The 23,507-nt window shown below is 36.8% G+C and carries 24 protein-coding genes and 1 pseudogene; 18 read left to right on the top strand and 7 right to left on the bottom strand.

Annotated elements, in window-relative coordinates:
• Window positions 1-3 precede the first annotated feature (3 nt).
• The 17 genes from MKX29_RS06555 to MKX29_RS06475 all read left to right on the top strand — a co-directional run bounded on the left by MKX29_RS06555 (window position 4) and on the right by MKX29_RS06475 (window position 17,285).
• Window positions 4-1,203, top strand: a complete 1,200-nt coding sequence (locus tag MKX29_RS06555; protein WP_224938173.1) for an alanyl-tRNA editing protein — start codon at window positions 4-6, stop codon at window positions 1,201-1,203.
• Window positions 1,204-1,378: 175 nt separating this feature from the next.
• Complete coding sequence (locus MKX29_RS06550) at window positions 1,379-1,696, top strand: DUF3870 domain-containing protein (RefSeq protein WP_224938172.1); 318 nt, start codon at window positions 1,379-1,381, stop codon at window positions 1,694-1,696.
• A 158-nt stretch (window positions 1,697-1,854) separates the two neighbouring features.
• Window positions 1,855-2,679 (top strand): M55 family metallopeptidase, encoded by an 825-nt coding sequence (locus tag MKX29_RS06545; RefSeq protein ID WP_224938171.1) that lies wholly within the window; start codon window positions 1,855-1,857, stop codon window positions 2,677-2,679.
• Between the two features lie 12 nt (window positions 2,680-2,691).
• Window positions 2,692-3,624, top strand: coding sequence for an ABC transporter permease (locus MKX29_RS06540; protein WP_095370874.1), 933 nt, complete (start codon window positions 2,692-2,694; stop codon window positions 3,622-3,624).
• Entirely contained in the window at window positions 3,624-4,574 is a 951-nt protein-coding gene (locus tag MKX29_RS06535) for an ABC transporter permease (RefSeq protein ID WP_224938170.1), read from the top strand. Before MKX29_RS06540 ends, MKX29_RS06535 begins: the two co-directional genes overlap by 1 nt.
• 5 nt (window positions 4,575-4,579) lie before the next feature.
• Window positions 4,580-5,578 (top strand): ABC transporter ATP-binding protein, encoded by a 999-nt coding sequence (locus MKX29_RS06530; RefSeq protein WP_095370872.1) that lies wholly within the window; start codon window positions 4,580-4,582, stop codon window positions 5,576-5,578.
• A gap of 71 nt (window positions 5,579-5,649) precedes the next feature.
• Window positions 5,650-7,278, top strand: coding sequence for a peptide ABC transporter substrate-binding protein (locus MKX29_RS06525; protein WP_224938168.1), 1,629 nt, complete (start codon window positions 5,650-5,652; stop codon window positions 7,276-7,278).
• Window positions 7,279-7,509: 231 nt separating this feature from the next.
• The gene (locus tag MKX29_RS06520) at window positions 7,510-8,436 is read left to right on the top strand and encodes a S66 peptidase family protein (RefSeq protein ID WP_251162956.1); all 927 of its coding nucleotides are present in this window, start codon (window positions 7,510-7,512) and stop codon (window positions 8,434-8,436) included.
• A gap of 16 nt (window positions 8,437-8,452) precedes the next feature.
• Window positions 8,453-9,556, top strand: a complete 1,104-nt coding sequence (locus tag MKX29_RS06515; protein ID WP_341104691.1) for a dipeptide epimerase — start codon at window positions 8,453-8,455, stop codon at window positions 9,554-9,556.
• Complete coding sequence (locus MKX29_RS06510; protein WP_341104690.1) at window positions 9,546-10,475, top strand: C40 family peptidase; 930 nt, start codon at window positions 9,546-9,548, stop codon at window positions 10,473-10,475. Before MKX29_RS06515 ends, MKX29_RS06510 begins: the two co-directional genes overlap by 11 nt.
• The gene (locus MKX29_RS06505; protein ID WP_224938164.1) at window positions 10,465-11,481 is read left to right on the top strand and encodes an ABC transporter ATP-binding protein; all 1,017 of its coding nucleotides are present in this window, start codon (window positions 10,465-10,467) and stop codon (window positions 11,479-11,481) included. The genes MKX29_RS06510 and MKX29_RS06505 overlap by 11 nt, the downstream gene beginning before the upstream one ends.
• On the top strand, window positions 11,478-12,260 hold the full coding sequence (locus MKX29_RS06500) for a serine hydrolase (RefSeq protein ID WP_341104689.1): 783 nt from the start codon (window positions 11,478-11,480) through the stop codon (window positions 12,258-12,260). The genes MKX29_RS06505 and MKX29_RS06500 overlap by 4 nt, the downstream gene beginning before the upstream one ends.
• 595 nt (window positions 12,261-12,855) lie before the next feature.
• Entirely contained in the window at window positions 12,856-13,812 is a 957-nt protein-coding gene (locus MKX29_RS06495; RefSeq protein WP_095370865.1) for an ABC transporter permease, read from the top strand.
• Window positions 13,799-14,755: an iron chelate uptake ABC transporter family permease subunit gene (locus MKX29_RS06490; protein WP_095370864.1), complete on the top strand. Its 957-nt coding sequence runs from the start codon at window positions 13,799-13,801 to the stop codon at window positions 14,753-14,755. The genes MKX29_RS06495 and MKX29_RS06490 overlap by 14 nt, the downstream gene beginning before the upstream one ends.
• Window positions 14,752-15,522 (top strand): iron ABC transporter ATP-binding protein, encoded by a 771-nt coding sequence (locus MKX29_RS06485; protein WP_341104688.1) that lies wholly within the window; start codon window positions 14,752-14,754, stop codon window positions 15,520-15,522. The genes MKX29_RS06490 and MKX29_RS06485 overlap by 4 nt, the downstream gene beginning before the upstream one ends.
• Window positions 15,523-15,870: 348 nt before the next feature.
• Window positions 15,871-16,893, top strand: coding sequence for a siderophore ABC transporter substrate-binding protein (locus MKX29_RS06480; protein WP_095370862.1), 1,023 nt, complete (start codon window positions 15,871-15,873; stop codon window positions 16,891-16,893).
• A gap of 146 nt (window positions 16,894-17,039) precedes the next feature.
• Window positions 17,040-17,285, top strand: a complete 246-nt coding sequence (locus MKX29_RS06475; protein ID WP_224938160.1) for a hypothetical protein — start codon at window positions 17,040-17,042, stop codon at window positions 17,283-17,285.
• Between the two features lie 297 nt (window positions 17,286-17,582).
• Here the strand turns inward: MKX29_RS06475 and MKX29_RS06470 are convergent, their stop codons facing one another.
• Window positions 17,583-18,161: a TetR/AcrR family transcriptional regulator gene (locus MKX29_RS06470; protein ID WP_095370861.1), complete on the bottom strand. Its 579-nt coding sequence runs from the start codon at window positions 18,159-18,161 to the stop codon at window positions 17,583-17,585.
• 200 nt (window positions 18,162-18,361) lie between these two features.
• Between MKX29_RS06470 and MKX29_RS06465 the strand changes: the two genes are divergently transcribed.
• Window positions 18,362-19,096 (top strand): glucose 1-dehydrogenase, encoded by a 735-nt coding sequence (locus MKX29_RS06465; RefSeq protein ID WP_224938159.1) that lies wholly within the window; start codon window positions 18,362-18,364, stop codon window positions 19,094-19,096.
• 45 nt (window positions 19,097-19,141) lie between these two features.
• Here the strand turns inward: MKX29_RS06465 and MKX29_RS06460 are convergent, their stop codons facing one another.
• The 6 genes and pseudogenes from MKX29_RS06460 to MKX29_RS06435 all read right to left on the bottom strand — a co-directional run bounded on the left by MKX29_RS06460 (window position 19,142) and on the right by MKX29_RS06435 (window position 23,314).
• Entirely contained in the window at window positions 19,142-19,573 is a 432-nt protein-coding gene (locus tag MKX29_RS06460; RefSeq protein ID WP_224938158.1) for a DUF4395 domain-containing protein, read from the bottom strand.
• 145 nt (window positions 19,574-19,718) lie between these two features.
• The gene (locus MKX29_RS06455; protein ID WP_224938321.1) at window positions 19,719-19,982 is read right to left on the bottom strand and encodes an ArsR/SmtB family transcription factor; all 264 of its coding nucleotides are present in this window, start codon (window positions 19,980-19,982) and stop codon (window positions 19,719-19,721) included.
• A pseudogene (locus MKX29_RS06450) lies at window positions 19,979-20,215 on the bottom strand (SRPBCC family protein); the annotation flags it as partial. The gene MKX29_RS06455 and the pseudogene MKX29_RS06450, both read right to left, overlap by 4 nt.
• Before the next feature lie 278 nt (window positions 20,216-20,493).
• A complete protein-coding gene (locus tag MKX29_RS06445) occupies window positions 20,494-21,156 on the bottom strand; it encodes an ABC transporter ATP-binding protein (protein ID WP_224938157.1) in 663 nt (220 codons plus the stop codon).
• Window positions 21,153-22,373 (bottom strand): peptide ABC transporter permease, encoded by a 1,221-nt coding sequence (locus MKX29_RS06440; protein WP_224938156.1) that lies wholly within the window; start codon window positions 22,371-22,373, stop codon window positions 21,153-21,155. The genes MKX29_RS06445 and MKX29_RS06440 overlap by 4 nt, the downstream gene beginning before the upstream one ends.
• Window positions 22,374-22,984: 611 nt before the next feature.
• Complete coding sequence (locus MKX29_RS06435; RefSeq protein WP_224938155.1) at window positions 22,985-23,314, bottom strand: hypothetical protein; 330 nt, start codon at window positions 23,312-23,314, stop codon at window positions 22,985-22,987.
• Between the last annotated feature and the right edge of the window lie 193 nt (window positions 23,315-23,507).

Below are 23,507 nucleotides of genomic sequence, written 5' to 3'. Positions count from 1 at the left end.
GACATGAATTTCACAAAAAAGCTATTTTATAATGATGCTTATATACAAACATTTACAACAAATATCTCGAAGGTAGGTAAAGATACAGAAGGCAGCTACGTCGTATTAGAAGAAACTGCGTTTTACCCGACCGGTGGTGGACAACCTGCTGATAAGGGATGGCTAAATGGTGTAGAGGTAATGAATGTTGAAGAAAAGGAGGGTGAGATTAGGCATTATTTGGCGCAGTTGTTAGACGAAGGGGAGAAAGTCGATGGTAAAATTAACTGGGACCGTCGCTTTGATCATATGCAGCAGCATGCGGGTCAGCATATTCTTTCAGCTGCCTTTGCTGAAACGTTTCACTATCAAACGATTAGCTTTCATTTAGGGAAAGAAATTGTTTCAATAGATTTAGACATTGAAGACGTAACGGATGAAGAACTCGAAAGGGTGGAAAATGTAGCGAACCAAATCATCCTTGAAAATAGAGAAATAGAGACAGTATGGGTAGAGAAAGAGGATCTTTACAAGTATCCACTTCGCAAAGAAACAACGGTCTCTCATCATATTCGTTTAGTGATTATTCCATCATTTGACTATAATGGATGTGGTGGTACACACCCTTCTTCAACTGGTGAAGTAAGTGCGATTAAAATTCTCGGAACAGAGAGACATAAAAAGAAAACGCGAATTTACTTTGTTTGTGGTGCAAGGGTATTGCAGCAATTGCATCAAAAAAATAAAGTTTTAAATGAAGCAAGCAAGTTATTAAGTGCACCTGAGGAAGAAGTAGCGCAAACAATTAAGAAGCTTTTAGTGGATATGAAAAGCTTGCAAAAGCAATTAGAAGTAAATAGAGAACAACTTTTGCAATTTGAAGCACGTCAATTAATGACTACAGCAAAGACAAACGATAACTGCTTGGTTGTCGGTAAGGTTTTTCTTAATCGTTCAATCAGTGAATTGCAATGGATGGCCAAATGGATGACAGCAGAGAAAGATAATAATCTTATTGTGTTTATTAATGAAACGGAAACGAAGCTACAATGTATATGTGCGAGTGGAACACAAGTAGACTTTAGCATGAAGGAAATTTGTAGCAAGTTACTCCAAGAGATAAAAGGTAAGGGTGGAGGCAACCAAACTTTCGCTCAAGGTGGCGGAGAGCGCAGTGTAGAGGGAAAAGTCCTGCTAGACAAGGCACTTTCATATGTTATATAATCTAACATAAATAAGACAAAATTAAAAAAATATTAAGAAAAATATTGAAAATTGATTGTCAAAGCTAGGACGAATGGTTTACAATTCTAAGTAAGGGTCTTATGCATTACAATGAATGTTTATGTTTTTACATAAGCACCTCTTGTAATATCCATACTGGCTAGGAGGAAGAAAAATGTTTCCGCCAAATACCCTCTATATTATTGGAGAGAGTAAAACCTCTTCTAACAATGCGATTATGCAACAATACAATGGTTTTTTCATTGCCTTTGTGGTTGAGAAAGATTCTGGGAAGATTATCGACGCTGAATGCTCTTCAACCATAGGTTTAACATCAGCTTTCATCCAATCTATTTTCGTTGGGCAAAGTTTGTTGGAGTCTGATTTCTTATTAAATGAAATCGAAACGAGATATTTTGGATCATCGCAGAAAGCCATAATGGTAGCGTATCGCAATGCACTTATTAAATATAACCAATTAAAAATGAAATAGCTGCTTTTTCTGTTTATCGCAGATAAAATCCAGCGACTAAAGGTTTATTTCACTATGCCTTGGTCGTTGGATTTTTTTTGATTTCTAATGATGAAGGTATGATATTTTTTTGAAAAATATTTTCAATTTTCTGAGAATCATAAGGTGGAGGGGACAAAATGAAATTATATGTGTCAGTCGATATGGAAGGAATTACAGGTCTTGCTGATCATACTCAAGTAGATTCAGCTAAAAACAACTATGAACGTGGTCGGAGAATTATGACTGATGAAGCGAACTATGTAATCACAGAGGCCTTCAATCAAGGTTGTGAAGAGGTGCTTGTGAATGATAGTCATTCGAAAATGAATAATTTGATGATTGAATATCTCCATCCAGATACAAGTTTAATTACAGGGGATGTAAAGCCCTTTTCAATGGTAGAAGGTATAGATGAATCTTATGCTGGAGCAATTTTTGTCGGATATCATGCCCGCGCTTCCATGAAGGGCGTGATGTCGCATTCTATGTTTTTTAATGTGAGAAATATGTTTATTAACGATGTTGTTGTTGGTGAGTTGGGGTTCAATGCATATGTAGCTGGATACTATGGTGTCCCTGTCATCATGGTTGCTGGTGATGACCAAGCAGCGAAAGAAGCAGAAAGCCTAATACCTCATATAACGACAGCGGTAGTGAAAGAAACGATTACCCGTTCAGCAGTGAAGTCACTTACGCCAGCAAAAGCAGAGATTTTATTGAAAGAAAAGACAGTGCAAGCAATAGAGAATAAAGAAAGAGTTAGGCCGCTTGTGCCTCCAGATAAGCCGCTTCTTAAAATTGAGTTTGCCAATTATGGTCAAGCAGAGTGGGCGGCATTAATGCCTGGAACACGTTTGGAAGAAGGAACAACAACGGTGCAATTTCAAGCGAAAGACATCTTAGAAGCTTATCGTGCCATGCTTGTCATGACTGAATTAGCTTCGAGAACATCATATTGCTAAGGAGGTGTGTCTATGCTTAAGTACATTGGAAAACGACTCGGGGCGATGGTCATCACCTTATGGGTAATCATCACACTTACATTCTTTCTTATGCATGCTATACCAGGTTCGCCATTTAATAATGAACGTGCAACAAGTGAAGCGGTTCAAAGGAACTTAGAAGCATTCTATCATTTAGATGAACCACTATATGTCCAGTATTTTTCTTATATCCAATCTGTCGTTACCTTTGATTTTGGACCGTCGATTAAAAAGCCGGCGCAATCGGTTAATGATATGCTCGGTCGGGGCTTTCCTGTTTCTTTTGAATTAGGGATGGTCACCCTCATAGTGGCTGTTATATCGGGGATTACCCTCGGCGTGATCGCCGCTCTTAGACATAATGGCTTTATAGATTATTTAGCTATGACTGTAGCGGTGTTAGGTATTTCCATTCCGAATTTTGTCATGGCAACCATGCTAATTCAGCAACTTGCAGTTAACCTTCCGATTTTTCCTGTAGCAACATGGTCGAGTCCAATGCATATGGTGCTACCGACTTTAGCGCTTGCGACTGGGCCGATGGCAATTATTGCTAGGCTTACAAGATCCAGCATGCTAGAAGTGTTAACACAGGACTATATTCGCACAGCGAAAGCGAAAGGTTTGAAGCCTGTGACAATTGTTTTTAGACATGCATTGCGCAATGCGCTTTTACCGGTAGTAACCGTGCTAGGTACATTAGCTGCCAGTATTCTTACAGGTACATTTGTGATTGAGAAAATATTTGCTATCCCGGGCATGGGGAAGTATTTCGTTGAGAGTATTAATACGCGTGACTATCCAGTCATTATGGGGACTACGGTGTTTTACAGCTCGATATTAATCGTTATGTTATTCCTTGTCGACATTGCTTACGGCATATTAGACCCTAGAATTAAGCTTCATAAAAAGGAGGGGAACTGATGGAGACACAAAAGCACACGAACGATACATATACAGATATTCCAGATGATTGGTTTTCCCCGAAAGAAAAAGATGAAAGAAAAGCGGAAGCGGTTGTCAGACCGAGTCTTTCTTATTGGCAAGATGCATGGAAAAGGTTATTGAAGAATAAATTGGCTATGTCAGGGCTCGTTTTTCTTGTTCTTTTAACCATTATGTCTTTTGTGGGGCCGTTGATTTCCCCTCATAATGGATCCGAACAAATGCTGGCGAATCAAAACTTGGCGCCATCTTCAGAATTTTGGTTTGGCACAGATGAACTAGGTAGAGATGTCTTTACTCGAGTGTGGGAAGGGGCCCAGGTTTCCTTATTTGTGGGTCTTGCTGCAGCACTTATTGACTTTGCCATTGGTGTTGCTTATGGAGGCATCGCCGGTTATAAGGGTGGACGCACAGACAATGTAATGATGCGGATTGTAGAGGTATTATACGGTCTTCCTTATCTTTTAGTCGTGATTTTAATTAGTGTGGTCATGGGACCAGGGTTATTCACCATTATTTTTGCCCTGTCGATCACAGGCTGGGTAGGAATGGCCAGGATTGTCCGGGGGCAAGTTCTTCAGGTGAAAAACTATGAATTTGTAATGGCATCGAAAACCTTTGGTACGAAAACGGGGAGAATCATTCGTAAAAACTTACTTCCGAATACGATGGGACCGATAATCGTTCAGATGACTTTAACAGTACCATCAGCCATTTTTGCTGAAGCCTTTCTTAGCTTCTTAGGGTTAGGGATTCAACCCCCACTAGCTAGTTGGGGATCGATGGCTAATGATGCACTCACTTCTATATTAACTGGAGATTGGTGGAGACTATTCTTCCCAGCGTTATTTATTAGTTTAACGATGTTTTCATTTAATGTGTTAGGTGACGGTTTACAAGACGCATTGGATCCTAAGTTAAGGAGGTAACAATCATGGAGAAAATACTTGAAGTGGAAGATCTGCATGTAACGTTTAAGACGTATGGCGGAGAAGTAAAAGCAGTAAGAGGTGTTACCTTCGACTTAAATAAGGGAGAAACATTAGCCATTGTTGGCGAGTCAGGTTGTGGGAAAAGTGTAACCTCACAAAGTATTATGAGGCTCATCCCCTCACCACCAGGAAAGATTGCGTCTGGTGCGATTCGATTTAAAAATAAAGACCTCGTGAATATTTCTGAAAAAGAAATGAGAACTGTACGCGGGAAGGATATTTCAATGATTTTCCAAGACCCAATGACGGCATTAAATCCGACATTGACTGTAGGAAAGCAACTAATAGAAGGCATTATACAACATGATGGTTCAACAAAAGAAAAGGCAAGAAAACGGGCACTTGATATGTTAAATCTTGTCGGTATTCCTGATGCAGATATGCGTATGAAAAACTACCCTCATGAATTTAGTGGGGGGATGAGACAAAGGTTGATGATTGCCATCGCCCTGGTGTGTGAGCCGGAAATTCTTATTGCTGATGAACCAACAACAGCTTTGGATGTAACAATCCAAGCGCAAATACTTGATTTATTTAAAGAAATACAAAAGAAGACGGATGTATCTATTATTTTGATCACACATGATTTAGGTGTTGTCGCCCAAGTAGCTGACCGCATTGCCGTTATGTACGCTGGTAAAATCGTTGAGGAAGGCACGAGGAGAGAAATTTTTTATCAACCCCAGCATCCTTATACGAAAGGCTTGTTGCAATCTGTACCGAGACTCGATCTAATTGGTGGGGAACTGGTTCCTATTTTAGGTTCACCCCCAGATTTATTTTCACCACCAATTGGTTGTCCATTTACAGCAAGATGTGATTTTGCTATGGAAGTATGTGATAAGATCATTCCACGTGAAAAGAAACTTTCCAATACACATAAAGTGGATTGTTGGTTGCAAGATGAAAGGGCGCAAAAATTAAAAATGATGGTCAAGTAAGCAGTCTTAATATTTATCAGCTGAAATAGCTGAAAATATAAAATATTTATAAAGATGAAGGGGGAAATATGATGAAGAAGCTATTCTCACTTGTATTATTACTAGTTTTCGCTCTTGTTCTATCTGCTTGTACAGCGAATGAGGAGGCAGGGAAGGAAACAGATGGTGAAACTGGAGGAGGAGAAGAGGCGGCAGAAAAAGTATTGTATATGAATAATGCCCAAGAACCGACTTCTTTTGACCCGCCAATCGGTTTTGATAGTGTCTCTTGGTCAGCATTGAATAACTTGATGGAAGGCTTAACAAGATTAGGAGAAGATCACCAACCAGCTCCAGCAATTGCTGAGAAATGGGATGTTTCTGAGGATGGTAAAGTTTATACATTCCATTTAAGAGACGATGCGAAATGGTCTAATGGCGATGATGTAACAGCGGGCGATTTCGTTTATGCGTGGAAAAGGCTACTAAACCCAGATACTGGTTCGGCTGCCGCGTTTTTAGGTTATTTCATTGAAGGTGGAGAAGCTTTTAATAACGGAGATGGTTCTGCAGATGATGTTCAAGTAAAGGCTGTCGATGAAAAAACATTTGAAGTAACATTAACAAGTCCACAAGCTTACTTCTTGAGCGTTATCACGAATCCGGCGTTCTTCCCGATTAATGAAAAAGTGGCTGAAGAAAACCCAGAATGGTTCGCAGAAGCTGATTCATATGTTTCAAATGGACCTTTCAAATTAACAGAATGGCAACATGATAGCCATTTTGTAATGGAGAAAAATGAGAACTATTGGGATGCAACTAATGTGAAGTTAGACAAAGTTCACTGGGCTATGGTGGATGATGAAACAACAGAATATCAAATGTATAAAACTGGTGAACTTGATACATCAGCTGTTCCAGCGGAGTTGAGCGAAGAATTATTTGCTGATGGTTCTGCACAAATGGTCGAACAGGCTGGAGATTATTTCTACCGTTTTAATGTAACGATGGAACCATTCCAAAATGTGAATATTCGTAAGGCGTTTGTCATGGCAATCAATCAACAAGAGATTGTTGATTACGTCACAAAAAATGGTGAAGAGCCAGCGTATGGATTTGTTTCCCCAGGGTTTAAAGATCCATCAGGTAAGGATTTCCGTGAAGCTGGTGGTAATCTGGTAGAAACTAATCTTGAGGAAGCGAAGGCGCTTTTAGCAAAAGGAATGGAAGAAGAAGGATATGATACCCTTCCTGAAGTCACGTTAACTTATAGCACAAGTGAGAATCACAAAAAAATGGCAGAAGCGATCCAACAAATGCTTAAAGAAAACTTAGATGTTAGTGTGAAATTGGCGAATATGGAATGGAATGTCTTTTCAGAAGAACAAACAGCCCTTAAGTTCCAATTCTCTAGAAGTTCTTTCTTAGCTGACTATGCTGATCCAATTAACTTCCTAGAAAATTTCCAAACAGGACATTCAATGAACCGTACAGGTTGGTCTAATGAAGAATATGACAAATTGATTAAAGATGCTAAGAACGAAGCAAATGAAGAAAAACGTTTTGAAATGATGTATGAAGCTGAGAAAATCCTTTTTGAAGAAATGCCGATTATGCCGATTCACTTCTACAATCAAGTGTATTTACAGAAGGAAAATATAACTGGTATTGTTCGCCATCCAGTTGGCTATATCGAACTGAAGTGGGCGGATAAAAAATAATTTTATTAAGATATAAGGTTTGAAAGGTGAGGTGAGCCCTTTCGGGGGTTCACTCTTCACTTATAGTAAGAAATGATAGGTGAAACAGCTCTTATACTTCGACAATATTTCCTGAGAAATAAATAGATTGATGTCTAGATTTGCCTAATCACGCTTAAAAGATTGCTTGTGAAATAACCGAATTCACATACGCATATATTGAAGTAATGACAATGAAAAGGATGTGGGGAAATGATCATCAAACCGGCTAGATTACGCATGGGGGATACAGTCGGGGTAATCGCACCTGCAAGCCCACCAAATCAAGAAAACTTAAAACGTTCATTTGCTTATTTGGAGAAAGAATTAGGATTGAAAATAAAGCTCGGCCAGTCTCTCTTTGAACAATACGGTTATTTAGCTGGGCCGAATGAGAATAGATTAGAAGATTTACATATGATGTTTGCTGATAAGGAAGTCAAAGCCATTATCTGTGCAGGAGGTGGCTATGGAACAGCTAGAATTGCTGATGATATTGATTATAAAATGATCGCTGAAAATCCAAAGGTTTTTTGGGGCTATAGTGATATTACTTTTCTACATACAGCTATTCGACAAAAGACGGGGTTAGTTACTTTTCATGGGCCGATGCTAGCTTCAGATATCGGCTCAGTGCAAGAGGATCAAACGTTATCGAAGGCTTTTATGAAGCAAATAATGGAACCAGAAGGTAGGGTATATCCTAAGACATTAGGGAATCTTGAGACAGTTGTTTCAGGAGTAGCAGAAGGTGACATTGTCGGAGGTAATCTGTGTTTGCTTACTAGCACAATAGGAACTGCATTTGAGATTGATACGAAGGATAAAATTATCTTAATTGAAGATATTCATGAGGAGCCGAGATCGATTGACCGCATGTTGAATCAACTATATATGGCTGGGAAGCTCCAACAAGCAGCTGGGTTCGTCATTGGGAATTTTAAGAATTGTACGCCTGAAAGAGAACAATCATTATCACTAGATGAAGTGTTAGATTACTATTTTAAACGTATCGGAAAGCCAACTGTGAAAGGCTTTATGATTGGTCATTGTACACCGCATTTTTCTTTACCGCTTGGTGTGCCTGCAAAACTTAATGCCGAGACACAAGATTTAACGATTGAACATGGAGTTTTATAAAGGTGGATGTCAAAATATGAAAATCAAAAGAATTGAGACACATCGCGTAGCTATACCACTCATAAAGCCATTTAAAACCGCGCTGCGCACAGTAAATACAGCGGATAGTGTCATTATCAAAATAATATGCGATAACGGAATTGTTGGTTGGGGAGAAGCGCCGCCGACAGCTGTTATTACAGGTGATACGATGGGAAGTATTGAAGCGGCGATTAACGAAGTGATGGCACCGAATCTAATGCATACGGATTTTTCCCAATATGAACAAATGCTTTCAATAGTTCAAACGGCAATAGTTGGGAATGCAAGTGCGAAGGCGGCAATCGATATGGCTATCTATGATTGCTTATCACAATTATGTAAGCTACCACTCTATCAATTTTTAGGTGGATATTCGCATGAAATAGAAACCGATTATACAGTAAGTGTAAATGGCCCCGAAGAAATGGGGGAAGATGCAGTAAACTATGTGCAACAAGGGTTTGATGTATTAAAAATCAAGGTAGGGAAAGATAGTATTGCAACTGATATCGAGCGTATTAAAGAGGTACGCCGTAGAATTGGTAATAAAATTAAGTTAAGACTAGATGCTAATCAAGGATGGGGCAAGAAGGAAGCCATTTTTGCGATACGAAAATTGGAAGATTTAGATTTAGGCATTGAGTTAGTTGAGCAGCCAGTGAAAGCTTGGGACATCGCCGGCCTAAAACAAGTAACGGATCATGTTGATACATTAATCATGGCCGATGAAAGTATTTTTACACCAAGGCAGGCGTTGGAAGTCGTTAAAAACCGCAGTGCAGATTTAATTAATATTAAGCTGATGAAGGCTGGTGGGATTTATCAGGCGCAGATGATCAATCAATTGGCAGAAGCAAGCGGAATAGAATGTATGGTTGGTAGCATGATCGAAACGAAAGTAGGTATTACTGCTGCCGCTCATTTTGCTGCAAGTAAAAGAAATATTACGCGATTTGACTTTGATGCTCCTTTAATGATGGCGAAAGATATCGTTGATGGTGGTATTCAATATAGCAGCAAAAAGATCACATTTCCGAACGAATCGGGGTTAGGCATAATAGATGTAGATATTAAAGGAGGGGTTTCTCTTGGTAAATAAATGGATTACGAATGTCCCTGTTGCTACGTTATGGACGTCTGCCCAATCTCCTAGAGCAATAGATGAGCAAGGCATCAAGCAAAATCCTGACCTTAATGCTTGGATTGCATCACTAGATTACGAGAAAGCTTTAGAACTATGTAATGCCAATCTCGTACAATCACAACTTTTATATGGTGAAGAAGTCGTCGTGATAGAAGAGACAAATGAATGGTTTCATGTGGTTGTACCTACTCAGCCTTCTTCCAAAAATAGTGTTGGTTACCCTGGTTGGGTACCGAAATGTCAAATGACGGCTTGTGAAAGCTGGGATGTCATGCAAGGACCGATTGCTGTGGTCACTGCGAAAAAAGCCAATTTAACTAAAACAAAGGAAGTCCTTACTCTAAGTTACTTAACGGTATTACCATTAATTTCAGAAAAAGGTGAGTTGGTTAGCGTACAAACACCTGACGGGGAAGGGGTTTTACAGCGGAGTGACGTTGAGATTTTTTCATCTAGATCCGATTGGTCGGTGAAAGATGGTGAGAAAGTGGTTGAAGCAGCTGAACAATTTCTTGATTTACCATATTTTTGGGGTGGGATGAGTAGCTACGGTTATGATTGCTCTGGATTAAGTTATGCTGCTTGTAAAGCGAATGGTGTCATCATACCAAGAGATGCACATGATCAGTCTGTTGAAGGGGAAGAAGTTTCACTTGATTCCCTACAACGAGGGGATCTTTTATTCTTTGCTTATGAAGAAGGTAAAGGTGCCCTGCATCATGTCGGTATTTATTATGGGGATGGTAAATTACTGCATTCACCGAAGACGGGAAAGAATGTAGAGATAATCCCACTCGCTGGGACGGTATACGAGAAAGAACTAATGGCAGCAAGGCGTTTCTGGAAAAAAGGGGAAGATTCACATGCAAGCTGAAACGATTTTATCAGTCCAACAATTAAAGAAGCATTTTCATTTAGGGAAAGATCGCGTTTTAAAAGCGGTTGATGGGGTTTCTTTTGACATTAAAAAAGGGGAAACTTTTGGGATTGTTGGCGAGTCAGGTTGCGGTAAATCGACTGCAGGCAGAACAATCATTGGTTTATATGATCGTACGGCTGGAGATGTTTTATATGATGGTAAAAATATTCATAAAATGAATGAAAAAGAAAAATTTCAATTCCATCGCAAAATGCAAATGATTTTCCAAGATCCCTATGCGTCATTAAATCCTCGCTCAACTGTACAAGAGATTATTTCTGAGCCGATGGAAGTCCAAGGACTCTATCAAAATAAAAAAGAACGACTAGAACGGGTATATCAATTATTGGAGGATGTCGGGTTAAATCGGGATCATGCAAACCGCTACCCTCATGAATTTAGCGGGGGACAAAGGCAAAGGATTGGTATTGCTAGAGCACTCTCGTTGGATCCAGAATTTATTATTGCTGATGAACCTATCTCAGCATTGGATGTATCTGTTCAAGCGCAAGTTGTGAATCTATTAAAAGATTTACAAAAGAAAAAAGGGTTAACCTACCTGTTTATCGCCCATGATTTGTCCATGGTTAAGCATATTAGTGACCGAATCGGCGTGATGTATTTAGGACATTTAGTAGAGTTAACTTCAAGTGAAAACCTTTATCAGAAACCCTTACATCCATATACACAAGCACTACTATCAGCAATCCCCATACCTGATCCTGATGTAGAGGATAGGCGGGAACGAATTATTTTAAAAGGAGAATTGCCAAGTCCAGTCAATCCACCAAGTGGCTGTGTGTTTCGGACGAGATGTCCTCATGCTATGGAAGTGTGCGCGACACAAGCTCCTGTTTGGCAAGAGGTTGATGATAAACATTTTGTTGCTTGCCACTTATATAATGAAGACCTGCAAGACGGTAAGAATGGTAAGCAAGCAGCTGCATCGAGGGAATCATGAGTAAATTGGAGGTAATAAAACAAGCTGTTAATGAGTTGTTGCAGCAACATTGTCTAGATGCAGCTGTACATATAGAAACAGACGAAGGCATTTTATCAGTCAATTCCCATCAAGTGTTTTCGTCAGCAAGCTTAATAAAGGTGCCCATTTTATTAACAGCATTAAGTGAAGTGGAAAAAGGTCGTTTACACTTAGCAGAAGAAGTAAAGGGGGGACTATCTGTTGGAGGGGCAGGGGTTTTATCAGCGCTATCTCCCAATCCTTCCTTTACATGGCAAGATATCCTTACATTAATGATGATTGTCTCTGATAATAGTGCAACAAATTGGATCATTGATCGATTGGAGATGGAGACAATCAATCGTTTGATTAAAAGCTTAAATTTAGAACAAACATGTTTAAACAGAAAAATGATGGACTTTCAAGCGATTGAAAGAGGCGTGAATAACCTAACAAGTGCTTACGATATGGTGCAATTGCTAAAAGTAATGAAAGACAAAGGGCGATGGATAAAAGATAGCTACATGCTCATGGATAGTATAATGACGAAACAACAATTCACATTATTAACGGCAGAATTAGAGGAAGAGAGCCATCCAAATATTAGTTACGGAAGTAAAAGTGGCTCGCTACAAGGTGTTCAACATGATTGTGCTTACTTCTATCATGAGAATAAGTATGTTCTTGCCGCTGTTTTAACAGCTAATTTACCTAATCAAATGATTGGTAAACAACTTATTAGTGAAATAGGTATGGCGATTAAAAGGTATTTAATATAGTTGTTATAGCAAATCAGGCTCTGGGTAACCATTGTGTTCGGGGCCTTTTTTTTGTTTAAGTGGTGATATCAGTATTGCTTTACGATTGGAGGATGGTAGCAGGGAATTACTGCATTCTTCGCAGATAGAAACGTGAAAAAAATGTGAGTCGATCAGGGCTACGGTAAAGCCGCCATTGCTGAGAAAAGAGTCAATTCGGTTTTACAAAAGCGGTTGAATTAGCTCCGAAAAAAAGTGAGGAATCGAGTTAAACATGAAGAGAAAACCGAAAGTCTACCTCTAAAGTATCAGAATCTCCGCAGTCAAAGCGCACACTTACCCATGCATCATAAGACCGGAGACTTGCCCGCAATCAATCCATCTCTTGTAAAATATAACGGCTACTAAAGAGACCAACGTAACTATATGAGCATATATTCCTTGTTGGCACAAAATATATCCTCCTTTTTAGATTCGAATTGTCTAACTTTTCTTTCTATCTATAGGAATTCACTGTTGTTTTAGGGTTTTTTATACTATATAATGATAAATGGACTTAGATTGATAATCATTTTCAGTTGTCATGATGAGAATAAACAGATAATGAGGTTTACATATGAGAATATGGATGTTAATCTGTGCAGCTATAGTCCTGTCATTTATATCACTATTTATCGGTGCGATTGATATTAAACCAATGGATTTGCTAGATTGGGAGTCTGATGAAACACAAATATTCCTGATTAGTCGTGTACCTAGATTAATAGCGATTATTTTAGCTGGTGCAGGAATGAGTATTGCTGGTTTGATTATGCAAAGTTTGAGCAGGAATAAATTTGTTTCTCCGACAACCGCGGGAACGTTAGATGCTGCTAAGCTAGGTATTATGATTTCCATGCTATTTTTTACGAACGTAACGTATACCCAGCAAGTTCTTTTTAGTTTTGCCTTTGCGCTTGTCGGTACGATGGTATTTATGCAAATACTTGATCGTATCAAATTTAAAGATGTTATATTTGTTCCTCTTATTGGAATAATGTACGGGAATATTTTGTCTTCTATTACCACTTTTTTTGCGTATGAAGCTGATATCCTGCAAAATATATCTTCATGGTTAATGGGGAGTTTTACTTTAGTAATCTCGGGCCGATATGAACTTTTATATGTAAGTATCCCAGTTTTCATTTTGGCTTATTTATATGCTAATAAATTTACCGTTGCAGGTATGGGAGAAGAATTTGCGAAAAATTTAGGATTGAGCTATAAGTGGGTTTTAAATATTGGTCTCATCCTTGTTGCTATCATTGCTACGACTGTTGTACTAACTGTCGGTGTCATTCCGTTCTTAGGCTTAATTGTACCTAATATTGTGTCTCTGTATATGGGAGATAATCTCCGAAAAACGATTCCACATACGGCTCTTTTAGGCGTTGTGTTCTTATTAATCTGTGATATTATTGGGCGCATTGTGATCCACCCTTATGAGATACCGGTGAACGTAACAGTTGCGGTAATCGGTAGTGTCATCTTCTTAATTATGTTATTTAGGGGGAGAGCATATGCGAAAAAATAGTACCAAATTAATCGTTTTGGCGGTCATATCTGTCGTTTGTATAGTACTGTATGGTTTTTACGATATAAAAGGTGGGTTTGATTATGCTTTCCCAAGGCGTATGATTCGTGTGGCAGCTATGGTGGTTACCGGAGTTGCGATTGCTTATTCTACAGTTGTATTCCAAACAATCACTAACAATAGAATCCTAACACCTTCTGTGATGGGGATCGATTCTATGTATGAAGTAGTTCAGACGATGATTTACTTCTTCGCGGGTTCTATGTCGATATGGGTATTAAACAAATATTTAAATTTTGGTGCCGCGATATGTGCCATGGTCATTTTTGCATTGTTGTTATACCGCTTCTTATTCAGAGCAGACAAACACCCGATTTACTTACTTTTATTAATTGGGATGATTATTGGTACGTTGCTTGGCAGCTTGGTAACATTCTTACAAGTAATGATTGATCCCGTTGAATATTTAAGTTTACAAAGCAAGTTATTTGCAAGTTTTACAAATGTAAAAGCTGATTTACTAATGATTGCTTTTGGCATATTGTTACTTGCTTTTATATACGGGTATTTCATCATGGATAAATTGGATGTTATGTCGCTTGGGCGTGAAAATGCGATTAACCTGGGGATTAACTATGATCGTATGGTTATGAATGTACTAATTCTATCATCAGTCTTGATTGCCACTTCTACTGCGTTAGTTGGGCCAATTACATTCTTTGGGCTGATTGTTGCTAACTTGTCCTATCAATTTCTCTCGTCATATAAGCACTCTACGCTCATTCTTGGTGCTAGTTTAATTAGTATCATAGCTTTAGTCGGTGGACAATTCCTAGTTGAGCATGTATTTGAATTAAAAACAACATTAAGTGTTATTATTAACTTTATTGGTGGTATTTACTTCATCTATCTATTATTAAAAGAAAGTAGGTCAGCCGGATGATTGAAATAAAAGGATTAACGAAGCGTTTTAATAAAAAGCCTGTTGTTGAAGACGTTACAGTCGCAATTGAGCCAGGGACCATTACTTCTTTTATCGGACCAAATGGTGCAGGGAAATCTACACTTCTATCGATGGTTAGTAGATTGTTAGAAGCAGATACAGGAGAGGTATTGCTTGATCAAAACGATGTGACGAAATGGAAGTCCAATGAATTTGCGAAACGCGTATCGATTTTAAAACAAGCCAATCACATTAATGTCAGGTTAACAGTGAGAGATCTTGTAGAGTTTGGAAGGTATCCATATTCTAAGGGTAGATTAAATGATGCTGATAAGAAATTTGTTGATCAGGCCATTGAATATATGAACCTATCAAATATGGAAGATAAGTTTTTAGACGAGTTATCAGGGGGACAAAAGCAGCGAGCTTTTATTGCTATGGTTATTGCACAAGATACCGATTATGTCTTACTTGATGAGCCGTTAAATAACTTGGATATGAAGCACTCCGTCCAAATTATGAAGATTCTTCGTAAATTAGTTGACGATCTTGGAAAAACCGTCGTCATTGTTTTGCATGATATTAATTTTGCTTCTGTTTATTCCGATCGGATTGTCGCATTAAAAGACGGCAAAGTAGTAAAGAATGGACTGACTGAAGAGATTATTAATTCGGTCGCATTGCGAGAAATTTATGATATGGATATTCCTATTCAAGAGCAAGATGGTTGCCGTATATGTGTATATTTTAATTCGCAAATTTCTTAAAGAGATTCCTTATAGAGAGGGTTACTATCAACCCTTTTTATAAGGAATTAACATAACTAAAAATGCATATTTATTCAGTATAATGCTTCTTTTATTAAACCATCTTAATTTATGCTTCTTTTTTAGCAAATGTTAAAAATCTAAATTTGACAAGTGTTTCGATAGATGAAATAAACAGTCAGTTAAATAATTGATTTCCAATTATAGCATATTTTTCTAAAAAAATTCAAAATAATTATGCAAATGGTATTGACGATTGGTCTAAATCAATCTATAATGATTATTGTTATCAGTGATAATGATTATCATTGCTAATAAGAGATTATACAATAGGGAGAGGTCATACATATGAAGAAATGGAAGTTAGCTAGTCTTTTTCTAGCGCTTGTTTTAATGCTTGCTGCATGTGGTTCCAATGACGATACTGCTGAAGATGCAGGCAACTCAGAAGATAAACAAACTGAAAATAATGCAGCGGAAGGTTCTGCTTATCCAATGACTGTGTCTCCGACTGTTGCTTCAACTGAAAGTCGTGATGCCGGAACAACAGTTAACTTTGAAGATGTAGAATTTGAAAGCATGCCTGAAAAAATTGTTGTTTTTGACTACGGTTTCTTAGATACACTAGATGCACTTGGAGTTGAAGGGGTAGTTGGTTTACCTCAAGAGTCTACTTTGCCATCTCACTTAGAGGCATATGCATCTGATGAGTATACAAATGTTGGTTCTTTAAAAGGTCCTCTTTTAGAAGATATTGCTGAACTTGATCCAGACGTTATCTTTATTTCTGGTCGTCAATCAGCTTTTTATGAAGAATTAAAAGAAATTGCACCAGTTGTTTTTGTAGGTACTAGCGAAGATGCTTATTGGGATACATTCCAAAATTCTGTTGACGTAGCTGCCAAAATGTTTGATAAAGAAAAAGAAGCAGAAGAATACCTTGCAAAATACGATACAGCACTTGAAGAAATTAACGAGTTAGCTGGTAACTATGAAACTTCATTAGTGACTATGTATAATGAAGGAAAACTTTCTGGATTTGCTGAAAACTCTCGCTTTGGTTATATCTATGATGTTTACGGCTTCAAACCAGTGACACAAGATATCGAATCTTCATCTCACGGTTCAAACTTCGGTTTTGAAGCGATTCTAGAATTTGATCCAGAAGTATTATTTGTTATCGACCGTACAGCGGCTGTAGATGGTAATTCTAATATCGAAAAAGATCTTGAAAACGATATTATTAAGAAAACACAAGCGTACCAAAATGATCGTGTGATCTACCTTGATGGTGCTCTTTGGTACTTAAGTGGTGGCGGCTTACAATCTGAGCTTGCTAAAATCGAAGAAGTATTAGCTGAATTAAAATAATCTGCTGTTAAAGTAAGCGATTATCCTATAGAAAAAGAAGCATTCATAAAAAGATGCTTCTTTTTTGTTTGGAGTACATCCTTTTTGAAGGGGGTTGCGGTTACAACGAGAGCGGAAAGACCAAAGAAAGAGGATTTGTTCGTACATTGAGAGTGAAAGTATCAAAGATAGCAGAGCAAATGGGGTTTGTTCGTACATCAAGAGTAGAAATCCCAAAGATAGCAAAGCAAATGGGTTTTGCTCGTACATTGAGAGAGGAAATACCAAAGATAGCAGAGCAAATGGGTTTTGCTCGTACATTGAGAGAGGAAATACCAAAGATAGCAGAGCAAATGGGTTTTACTCGTACATCGAGAGTGAAAGTATCAAAGATAGAAGAGCAATTGAATTAGCTCGTACATCAAGAGTAGAAAGCCTCTAAGTGGTCCAATATTAAAAATCCCCAATAAAATGAAGGTTAACTAATTCTCCCTTTTATCCGGGTTAATTGGCATAGTGCCGGTTAACGCGATGAAAAAATTCCCATTTTCACAGATGGTTAAACAGTCACAACTAAAGAAGGATAGGGTGGGAACAATTGTTGCACCACCCAAAGCTAAAATAAATAGTAATATAAGTTGGTATGCACCTATCAATGTAGAATGATTTCAATTTAATAGACAAATCTATGTATAGCTTATGTGTTCATTTTATTTAACAATGGCCTCTCCCAAGCTGGTTGAGTGAAGGAAAGAAAGTCTTTGAGCCATTTCCTCGGGAGTTGTTTGGAAGTCTTCTTTTATCCAAAAGATAAATAGTCCTAAAAGGGCGTAGGTTTCATAGAAATTAATCGCTTCTATATCAAACCATACTTCTTCTTTTAATTGTAACTCACTGCGACTAATGCTAGTAATGGTTTCACAAAAATGGTTTTGTGAACCTGGTATCACTTCGCCAATCAACATAAGGGAGAAGACGAATTGATTTTTTTGTACGTATTCGAAGATGGGAACATTACGTGTTGGGTCAGATAATAAGAAGCTTTTTTTTCCTTTAAAGCTATCACGGAAATATTGAGCGAGTTGTTCTAGGTAGTCTTGAAATATATCTTCTAATAAATGAGAGCTATCTTTATAATGCGAGTAAAATGTCACACGATTACAATTGGCCACTTTAGATATTTCAGTTATTGAGATCTCTTTAAAGTCTTTTTCGGATAACAGCTTTAACATGGCACTTTTTAAATTTGTACGTGTTCGCACGACTCGACGGTCTTCTTTTACCACCATGACTACCACCTTTCATACTGTGTCTTAATAAAGAGTATAACATGAAAAATAGAGCGTTAAGCAAATATTATTTTCATACTCGAAACATTTATTTTGACAACGGATTAGAATTCTGTTAATTTACATATGTAGTATAAAAAACGGTGACAATTTTCCTGGTTTCATGAATAACTTTTAATAGATTAGAGGAGGAATTATACATGGCAAGATTAGAGGGGAAAGTAGCAATTATTACTGGTGCGGCTCAAGGGATGGGTGCGGCTCATGCGCGTCTTTTTATTGAAGAAGGGGCAAAAGTAGTGATTACTGATTTAAACACAGAAAAAGGTGAGGCTGTTGCAAAGGAATTAGGTGAAAATGCTTTATTCGTAAAACAAAACGTAACAACCGAAAGAGACTGGGCAACAGTTGTAGCTAAAGCAGAGGAAGTATTCGGTCCTGTTAATGTGTTGGTTAATAATGCGGGTATTACAATGTCTAAATCATTACTTGAAACAACGGAAGAAGAATATCGTCGTATTGTAGATATTAACCAAGTATCTGTTTTCTTAGGGATGAAAGCGGTTATTCCTTCCATGCAAAAAGCAGAAGGTGGCTCGATCGTTAACATTTCATCAATGAATGGTATTGTTGCCGGTGCAGTCGGTTATACAGATACGAAATTCGCCGTTCGTGGGATTACAAAAGCCGCAGCAATGGAATGCTCTCACTATGGCATTCGTGTAAACTCTGTACATCCTGGAGTAATTGAAACACCAATGATTATTCAAGAGGATACGAAAGCACAAGTAGAAGAATTCGCTAAACATATTCCACTTAAACGCATGGCAAAACCTGAAGAGGTTTCTAACCTGGTATTATATTTAGCATCAGATGAATCAAGCTATTCAACAGGTTCTGAATTCATCGTTGACGGTGGATTAACTGCAATGTAATCAATATAAAAAAAGCGGGGTCTCATATTGACCTCGCTTTTTATTTTATGAACGCAAAGAGCGTCTATATTTATACTGATTGTACTGAAAGTGAATAAAACAGCCAATACAAAAGCCACAAAGAGCAATGGTTGCTGCTAATCCAACAATAATGGCGAAAGAGTAAGATAGTATGGTCCATCCAATGATAGAGCTAATGAATGCAATATTTAAACATACTACAGCAATTAGCTGATTAAATTGTTGTTGTGCTTTATCTTCAGGTATATAAGAGGATAAAGGTTTTTTGAGAAACTTTTTAGCTATCATCATCACCGGATTATTCCCTGTTAGTAAGCCAATCAAGCCAGCAAGTAAAGGAATAAGCAAAATGAAGAATTGCCCTGTAATCAATGTGGCGATTACACTTAAGGTGATTACCCACTGATTCGTTTTAACGAGAGGACGTGGAATAGAAGCGATTTGTTGGTTGTTCATTTTAAAAACCAACCTTTCCAATGTGTTTAGTTCATTATATCATGAAATTTAGTTGATTATACCTATTTTCGCTTCTTTACCAGGACTACTCTTCTTTATCATTCTCGACAATAAACTTTAATTTAGTGAGTTTGTTATTCCAGAATTATTCATAATAATGCAGCCACTGGCTTACTTCTGTTAAAGGTTCTGGATTAATATGATAGATGTTTTCTCTGCCTTTCCTGTGGCTCTTCACTAAGTTGGCATCAGAGAGAATATGCAGATGTTTGGCTACCGCCGTGCGACTGATTGGAAAATGAGCACTGATTGCAGCGATAGATAGTTCTTCTTTTGAAAGTAGCTGGAGAACATGTCTTCTAGTAGGGTCAGCAATTGCCTGAAAAACGTCGTGCTTAATTGCTGTCATGATTGCTCTATTGCCATCCTTAAACGTTTTTGCACGATGGCTTCCCATCCATTATTCATACGTTCACGAATAATTTCGCTTTTTTCATTTGGTTTAGTAAGAATTGTATTCGCTTCTTTCCAACCACTATGAATGAGTGTGAATTTTGTGCTAATGTCTACTTCTTCTAGTAAAAAGGTGACAACCCATCCGTCAGTATCCCAAGAGAAAGATAATTTATTGGGTTCATCAATTACTTATTTATATGGATGTCTATGTGCTTTTCAGTTCACTAAAAAAGCTGCGTAAATAAAATAAACGTTTCACCCAGATACTAAATATAACTCATTTAATGATCTATAATGATTATGATTCTTATTTAGGCCATCCTAGATAAACAGCAAAAAGAATGAGAATAATTCCTAGCGCTAATAAAAACTTATACAACAAATGACGTTTTCTGCGAGAAGTGCCAAGAATGGTGAAGAATATGCCAAGGATGAATGACATGACCATTGTAAGGAATCCCATTTTATTCATTCCTTTCGAGAGTAATTATTCGTTCATGACGATTGGCTACATCTAAATCATGAGTCACTGTAATGATAGTAGTATTAAATTCTTTATTCATATCAAATAGTAGATTGATAATTTTATTTTTATTTTCTAAATCTAAAGATGCAGTTGGCTCATCTGATAAAATTATTTGGGGATTCATAATTACAGCCCTAGCAAAAACAGCTCTAGATCGCTGACCCCCAGAACAATCAAGTGGTTTTTTTTCCAAAATGGACTCTATCCCAATTTTATTAGTAATCCGTTTAAATCGCTCTTGTACAGTTAGGTCTTTTTCAACGTTACCATACATAAGCGGCAGTTTAATATTGTCCTCTATGGTTAAAGAATTAATAAGCGAGGACTCCTGGAGAACAAAACCAATTTTTTGATTACGCCACTCAGCTAGTTTATTTCGGGATAAATCATTAACAGGTGAATCAAAAAGCTTATAATTCCCTTGATAGTCTGTATCAAGTAGACCAAGAATATTAAGCAAAGAAGTTTTTCCAACTCCAGACTCTCCTATAATAGAAAGTCTTTCCCCAGGTTTTACTTCCAAATCAAAGTCATTTAGAATAGAAAAATCTTTCTTCTTGAATGTTTTTTTCTGGATTTCTAGCTTAATTATACTATTCATTGTAACACCCCTACGGATATCGGAATACTTTTGATTTTTTTTATCGTAAGTTCAACAATCACAAATGCAATAATAACATCTATAAAAAGAACAATAAGTAAAGCCATCCAATCCATACTTATTAAACCAAGTATTCCGTAAGTAGCAAAAGTTGAATCGTTTCTTAACCAAGAGCTGTATCTATTATAAGCGGTGATCACAGATACTATGACTAGAATAATAGAGAACAACATTCCAAAATAGCTATAGAAAATTGCTCTTAGTTTTGAATAACTTAATCCAACTAATAAATTGATTGTAAAATCTCTTATCATTAATCGAACACTCACTAAATTATTCCATATAGCTAGACCTACAATGATTATAGTTAAAATAAGGGTGATAGTACAGATGATTATTAATGAATTTAAATAATAATCTTCAAAGAACTCAAAATTTTCTTGTTGATTAAAAAAGTTAAATTCTAAACCTAGATTTTCCTTGATATTTTCTCTTAAATTCATTGCTTCTTCTTTTGTAGAATCTAGAAGTATAAGATCCATTAAACCATTAACGTGGAGGTCAAGACCCGCATTTTGAATAAATTCTTCATTAATAGGTAGAAAAATTGAGAAGTTATGATAATTCTTTGAATTGGGAGCATAAAAATTAGAACTTTGAGCATTCTTCTTCAAAACTCCTTGAACTTTTAAATTAACTAGTTGTTGGGTCACAGGATCCGTGATCTCAATATTTGACCCTACAGGATATGTTTTGGCTAAACCTGCACCTATTAAAACAGGTATGTCATCTTTATTAAATTTATAATTGAAATTTAAGTGGTCTCCTTGAGATAATTCCAATTGATTTATCTTATAAGCCTCTTCATCGATATAATTAAAAGGAACTTCCATCTGATGTTCATTAGGCAATAAAGTAACAAAACCATCGACTCGCAGAGCATAAGTGTAATTGTTGTTTAAGTATTCATATACTTTTTGTGTATCTTCAATCTTAATTCTATTAAAATCAGCTTCACTATCTGGATCTAGATTAGCAATAATAGTCCCTTCTTGATTCAGTTTTTCCATTTCTTCATAGCCTTGAAAAGTTGATATAACTGAACGAACAGTAGTAAAAGAAAGATAATTGGCTAACAAAAGCAATGTTATCATACCCAAAACAAGTAACGGTCTTTTTAAAAATATTTTAAGTATAAAAAAACGTAAAATTCTCATTCTTTTTCCACCTTACCTGCACTAATTAATATATATATAATAAAAATAAAAACTAAGTAGAGATTACTGGTTATATTCAACTCTAAATAGAAGTTTAATAAGAGTGATAGTAAAAAACTAAACACTAATATAGCTAGACTATTCAAGATATACCGAATCACAACATTTACCATAGTATCTCCTACAAGTATTCGGCAGGATATTTCTGTTTTCTTACGATTTAAAAATTGATAGTGAAATACTATCATAACAAATGTAAGAAAAATATTTATTAAAAGCTGATACTCTATAATACTTTCTAAAAAAGTTCTTAAAATATAAGAATCTCCTAAATCCAAAGTTTTTACATAAGTAAATATTAAATTTGTAGAAAAACACATTAGGTAAATAGCAAAAGCCTCGATAACGTCGATAAATCTAAATAAAGAATATTTCAATAGTATCACCTTTTAGTTGACATCAACTACGTAGTTATTATTCATAATTATAGTAATGCGGTATTTTATAAGATTTAAAAGTCGAATCGGGCCCTGTAGAAAAGTACCTATCAGGCCCGAACGATTTCCTATATTATATTACAAAAAAATTATGAATATTAAAATCATAGAAAATTATTTTTTTGCTCCACGACTCCAAGAAAATTTCGTAGTATACTTGTCTCCCCATCTTAAATCGTCCCAAACAGAACCTGTCACTTTACTAGAATAGGCGGTTTTGTTCATTAAAGTTTTACCATTTCGTGAGTATTTAAACGAAGTAGACCTATAAGCCGAACTAGAGTAATTCCAGGCAGCCCCATTATACCTAATTTCAAGAACTTCTTTAGTAGAGGCTCCACTAGAAGAATTTCCGAAAGAGGCCCCAAACGCTGTATTTGCACCTAATCCAATTGAACCAACTACCAATGCCGAGCAAATAAGTTTTGTCATTTTCTTTTTCATATTTCATCCCTACTTTCTATTATTTGTTTACCACGAGTATAAAAATAACATAACTTTCTTTAAATTACAATAATTAGGAGTATAAATAATAATATTTTCACAAATAGTGTAATTATTAACAGGTGCTGCAATTGTAAGTGTCAAACAATCCCCACCTTTTCATTAGGTGGGGATTGTTTTATGATTTATTTAT

The sequence above is a fragment of the Cytobacillus sp. FSL R7-0696 genome, assembly GCF_038006865.1.
GTDB lineage: Bacteria > Bacillota > Bacilli > Bacillales > Cytobacillaceae > Cytobacillus > Cytobacillus kochii.
Note: the sequence above shows the minus strand (reverse complement) of the source record. Positions and strands in the feature narration are given on the sequence as shown.

Coding starts and splice junctions, on each gene's coding strand:
- MKX29_RS06540 (WP_095370874.1), top strand. CDS start 2,692: ATGCTTAAGTACATTGGAAAACGACTCGGGGCGATGGTCATCACCTTA.
- MKX29_RS06470 (WP_095370861.1), bottom strand. CDS start 18,161: ATGGTGGTAAAAGAAGACCGTCGAGTCGTGCGAACACGTACAAATTTA.
- MKX29_RS06435 (WP_224938155.1), bottom strand. CDS start 23,314: ATGAAAAAGAAAATGACAAAACTTATTTGCTCGGCATTGGTAGTTGGT.
- MKX29_RS06485 (WP_341104688.1), top strand. CDS start 14,752: ATGATTGAAATAAAAGGATTAACGAAGCGTTTTAATAAAAAGCCTGTT.
- MKX29_RS06480 (WP_095370862.1), top strand. CDS start 15,871: ATGAAGAAATGGAAGTTAGCTAGTCTTTTTCTAGCGCTTGTTTTAATG.
- MKX29_RS06545 (WP_224938171.1), top strand. CDS start 1,855: ATGAAATTATATGTGTCAGTCGATATGGAAGGAATTACAGGTCTTGCT.
- MKX29_RS06505 (WP_224938164.1), top strand. CDS start 10,465: ATGCAAGCTGAAACGATTTTATCAGTCCAACAATTAAAGAAGCATTTT.
- MKX29_RS06460 (WP_224938158.1), bottom strand. CDS start 19,573: ATGAACAACCAACAAATCGCTTCTATTCCACGTCCTCTCGTTAAAACG.
- MKX29_RS06495 (WP_095370865.1), top strand. CDS start 12,856: ATGAGAATATGGATGTTAATCTGTGCAGCTATAGTCCTGTCATTTATA.
- MKX29_RS06465 (WP_224938159.1), top strand. CDS start 18,362: ATGGCAAGATTAGAGGGGAAAGTAGCAATTATTACTGGTGCGGCTCAA.
- MKX29_RS06550 (WP_224938172.1), top strand. CDS start 1,379: ATGTTTCCGCCAAATACCCTCTATATTATTGGAGAGAGTAAAACCTCT.
- MKX29_RS06555 (WP_224938173.1), top strand. CDS start 4: ATGAATTTCACAAAAAAGCTATTTTATAATGATGCTTATATACAAACA.
- MKX29_RS06520 (WP_251162956.1), top strand. CDS start 7,510: ATGATCATCAAACCGGCTAGATTACGCATGGGGGATACAGTCGGGGTA.
- MKX29_RS06515 (WP_341104691.1), top strand. CDS start 8,453: ATGAAAATCAAAAGAATTGAGACACATCGCGTAGCTATACCACTCATA.
- MKX29_RS06535 (WP_224938170.1), top strand. CDS start 3,624: ATGGAGACACAAAAGCACACGAACGATACATATACAGATATTCCAGAT.
- MKX29_RS06525 (WP_224938168.1), top strand. CDS start 5,650: ATGAAGAAGCTATTCTCACTTGTATTATTACTAGTTTTCGCTCTTGTT.
- MKX29_RS06440 (WP_224938156.1), bottom strand. CDS start 22,373: ATGAGAATTTTACGTTTTTTTATACTTAAAATATTTTTAAAAAGACCG.
- MKX29_RS06490 (WP_095370864.1), top strand. CDS start 13,799: ATGCGAAAAAATAGTACCAAATTAATCGTTTTGGCGGTCATATCTGTC.
- MKX29_RS06530 (WP_095370872.1), top strand. CDS start 4,580: ATGGAGAAAATACTTGAAGTGGAAGATCTGCATGTAACGTTTAAGACG.
- MKX29_RS06455 (WP_224938321.1), bottom strand. CDS start 19,982: ATGACAGCAATTAAGCACGACGTTTTTCAGGCAATTGCTGACCCTACT.
- MKX29_RS06445 (WP_224938157.1), bottom strand. CDS start 21,156: ATGAATAGTATAATTAAGCTAGAAATCCAGAAAAAAACATTCAAGAAG.
- MKX29_RS06500 (WP_341104689.1), top strand. CDS start 11,478: ATGAGTAAATTGGAGGTAATAAAACAAGCTGTTAATGAGTTGTTGCAG.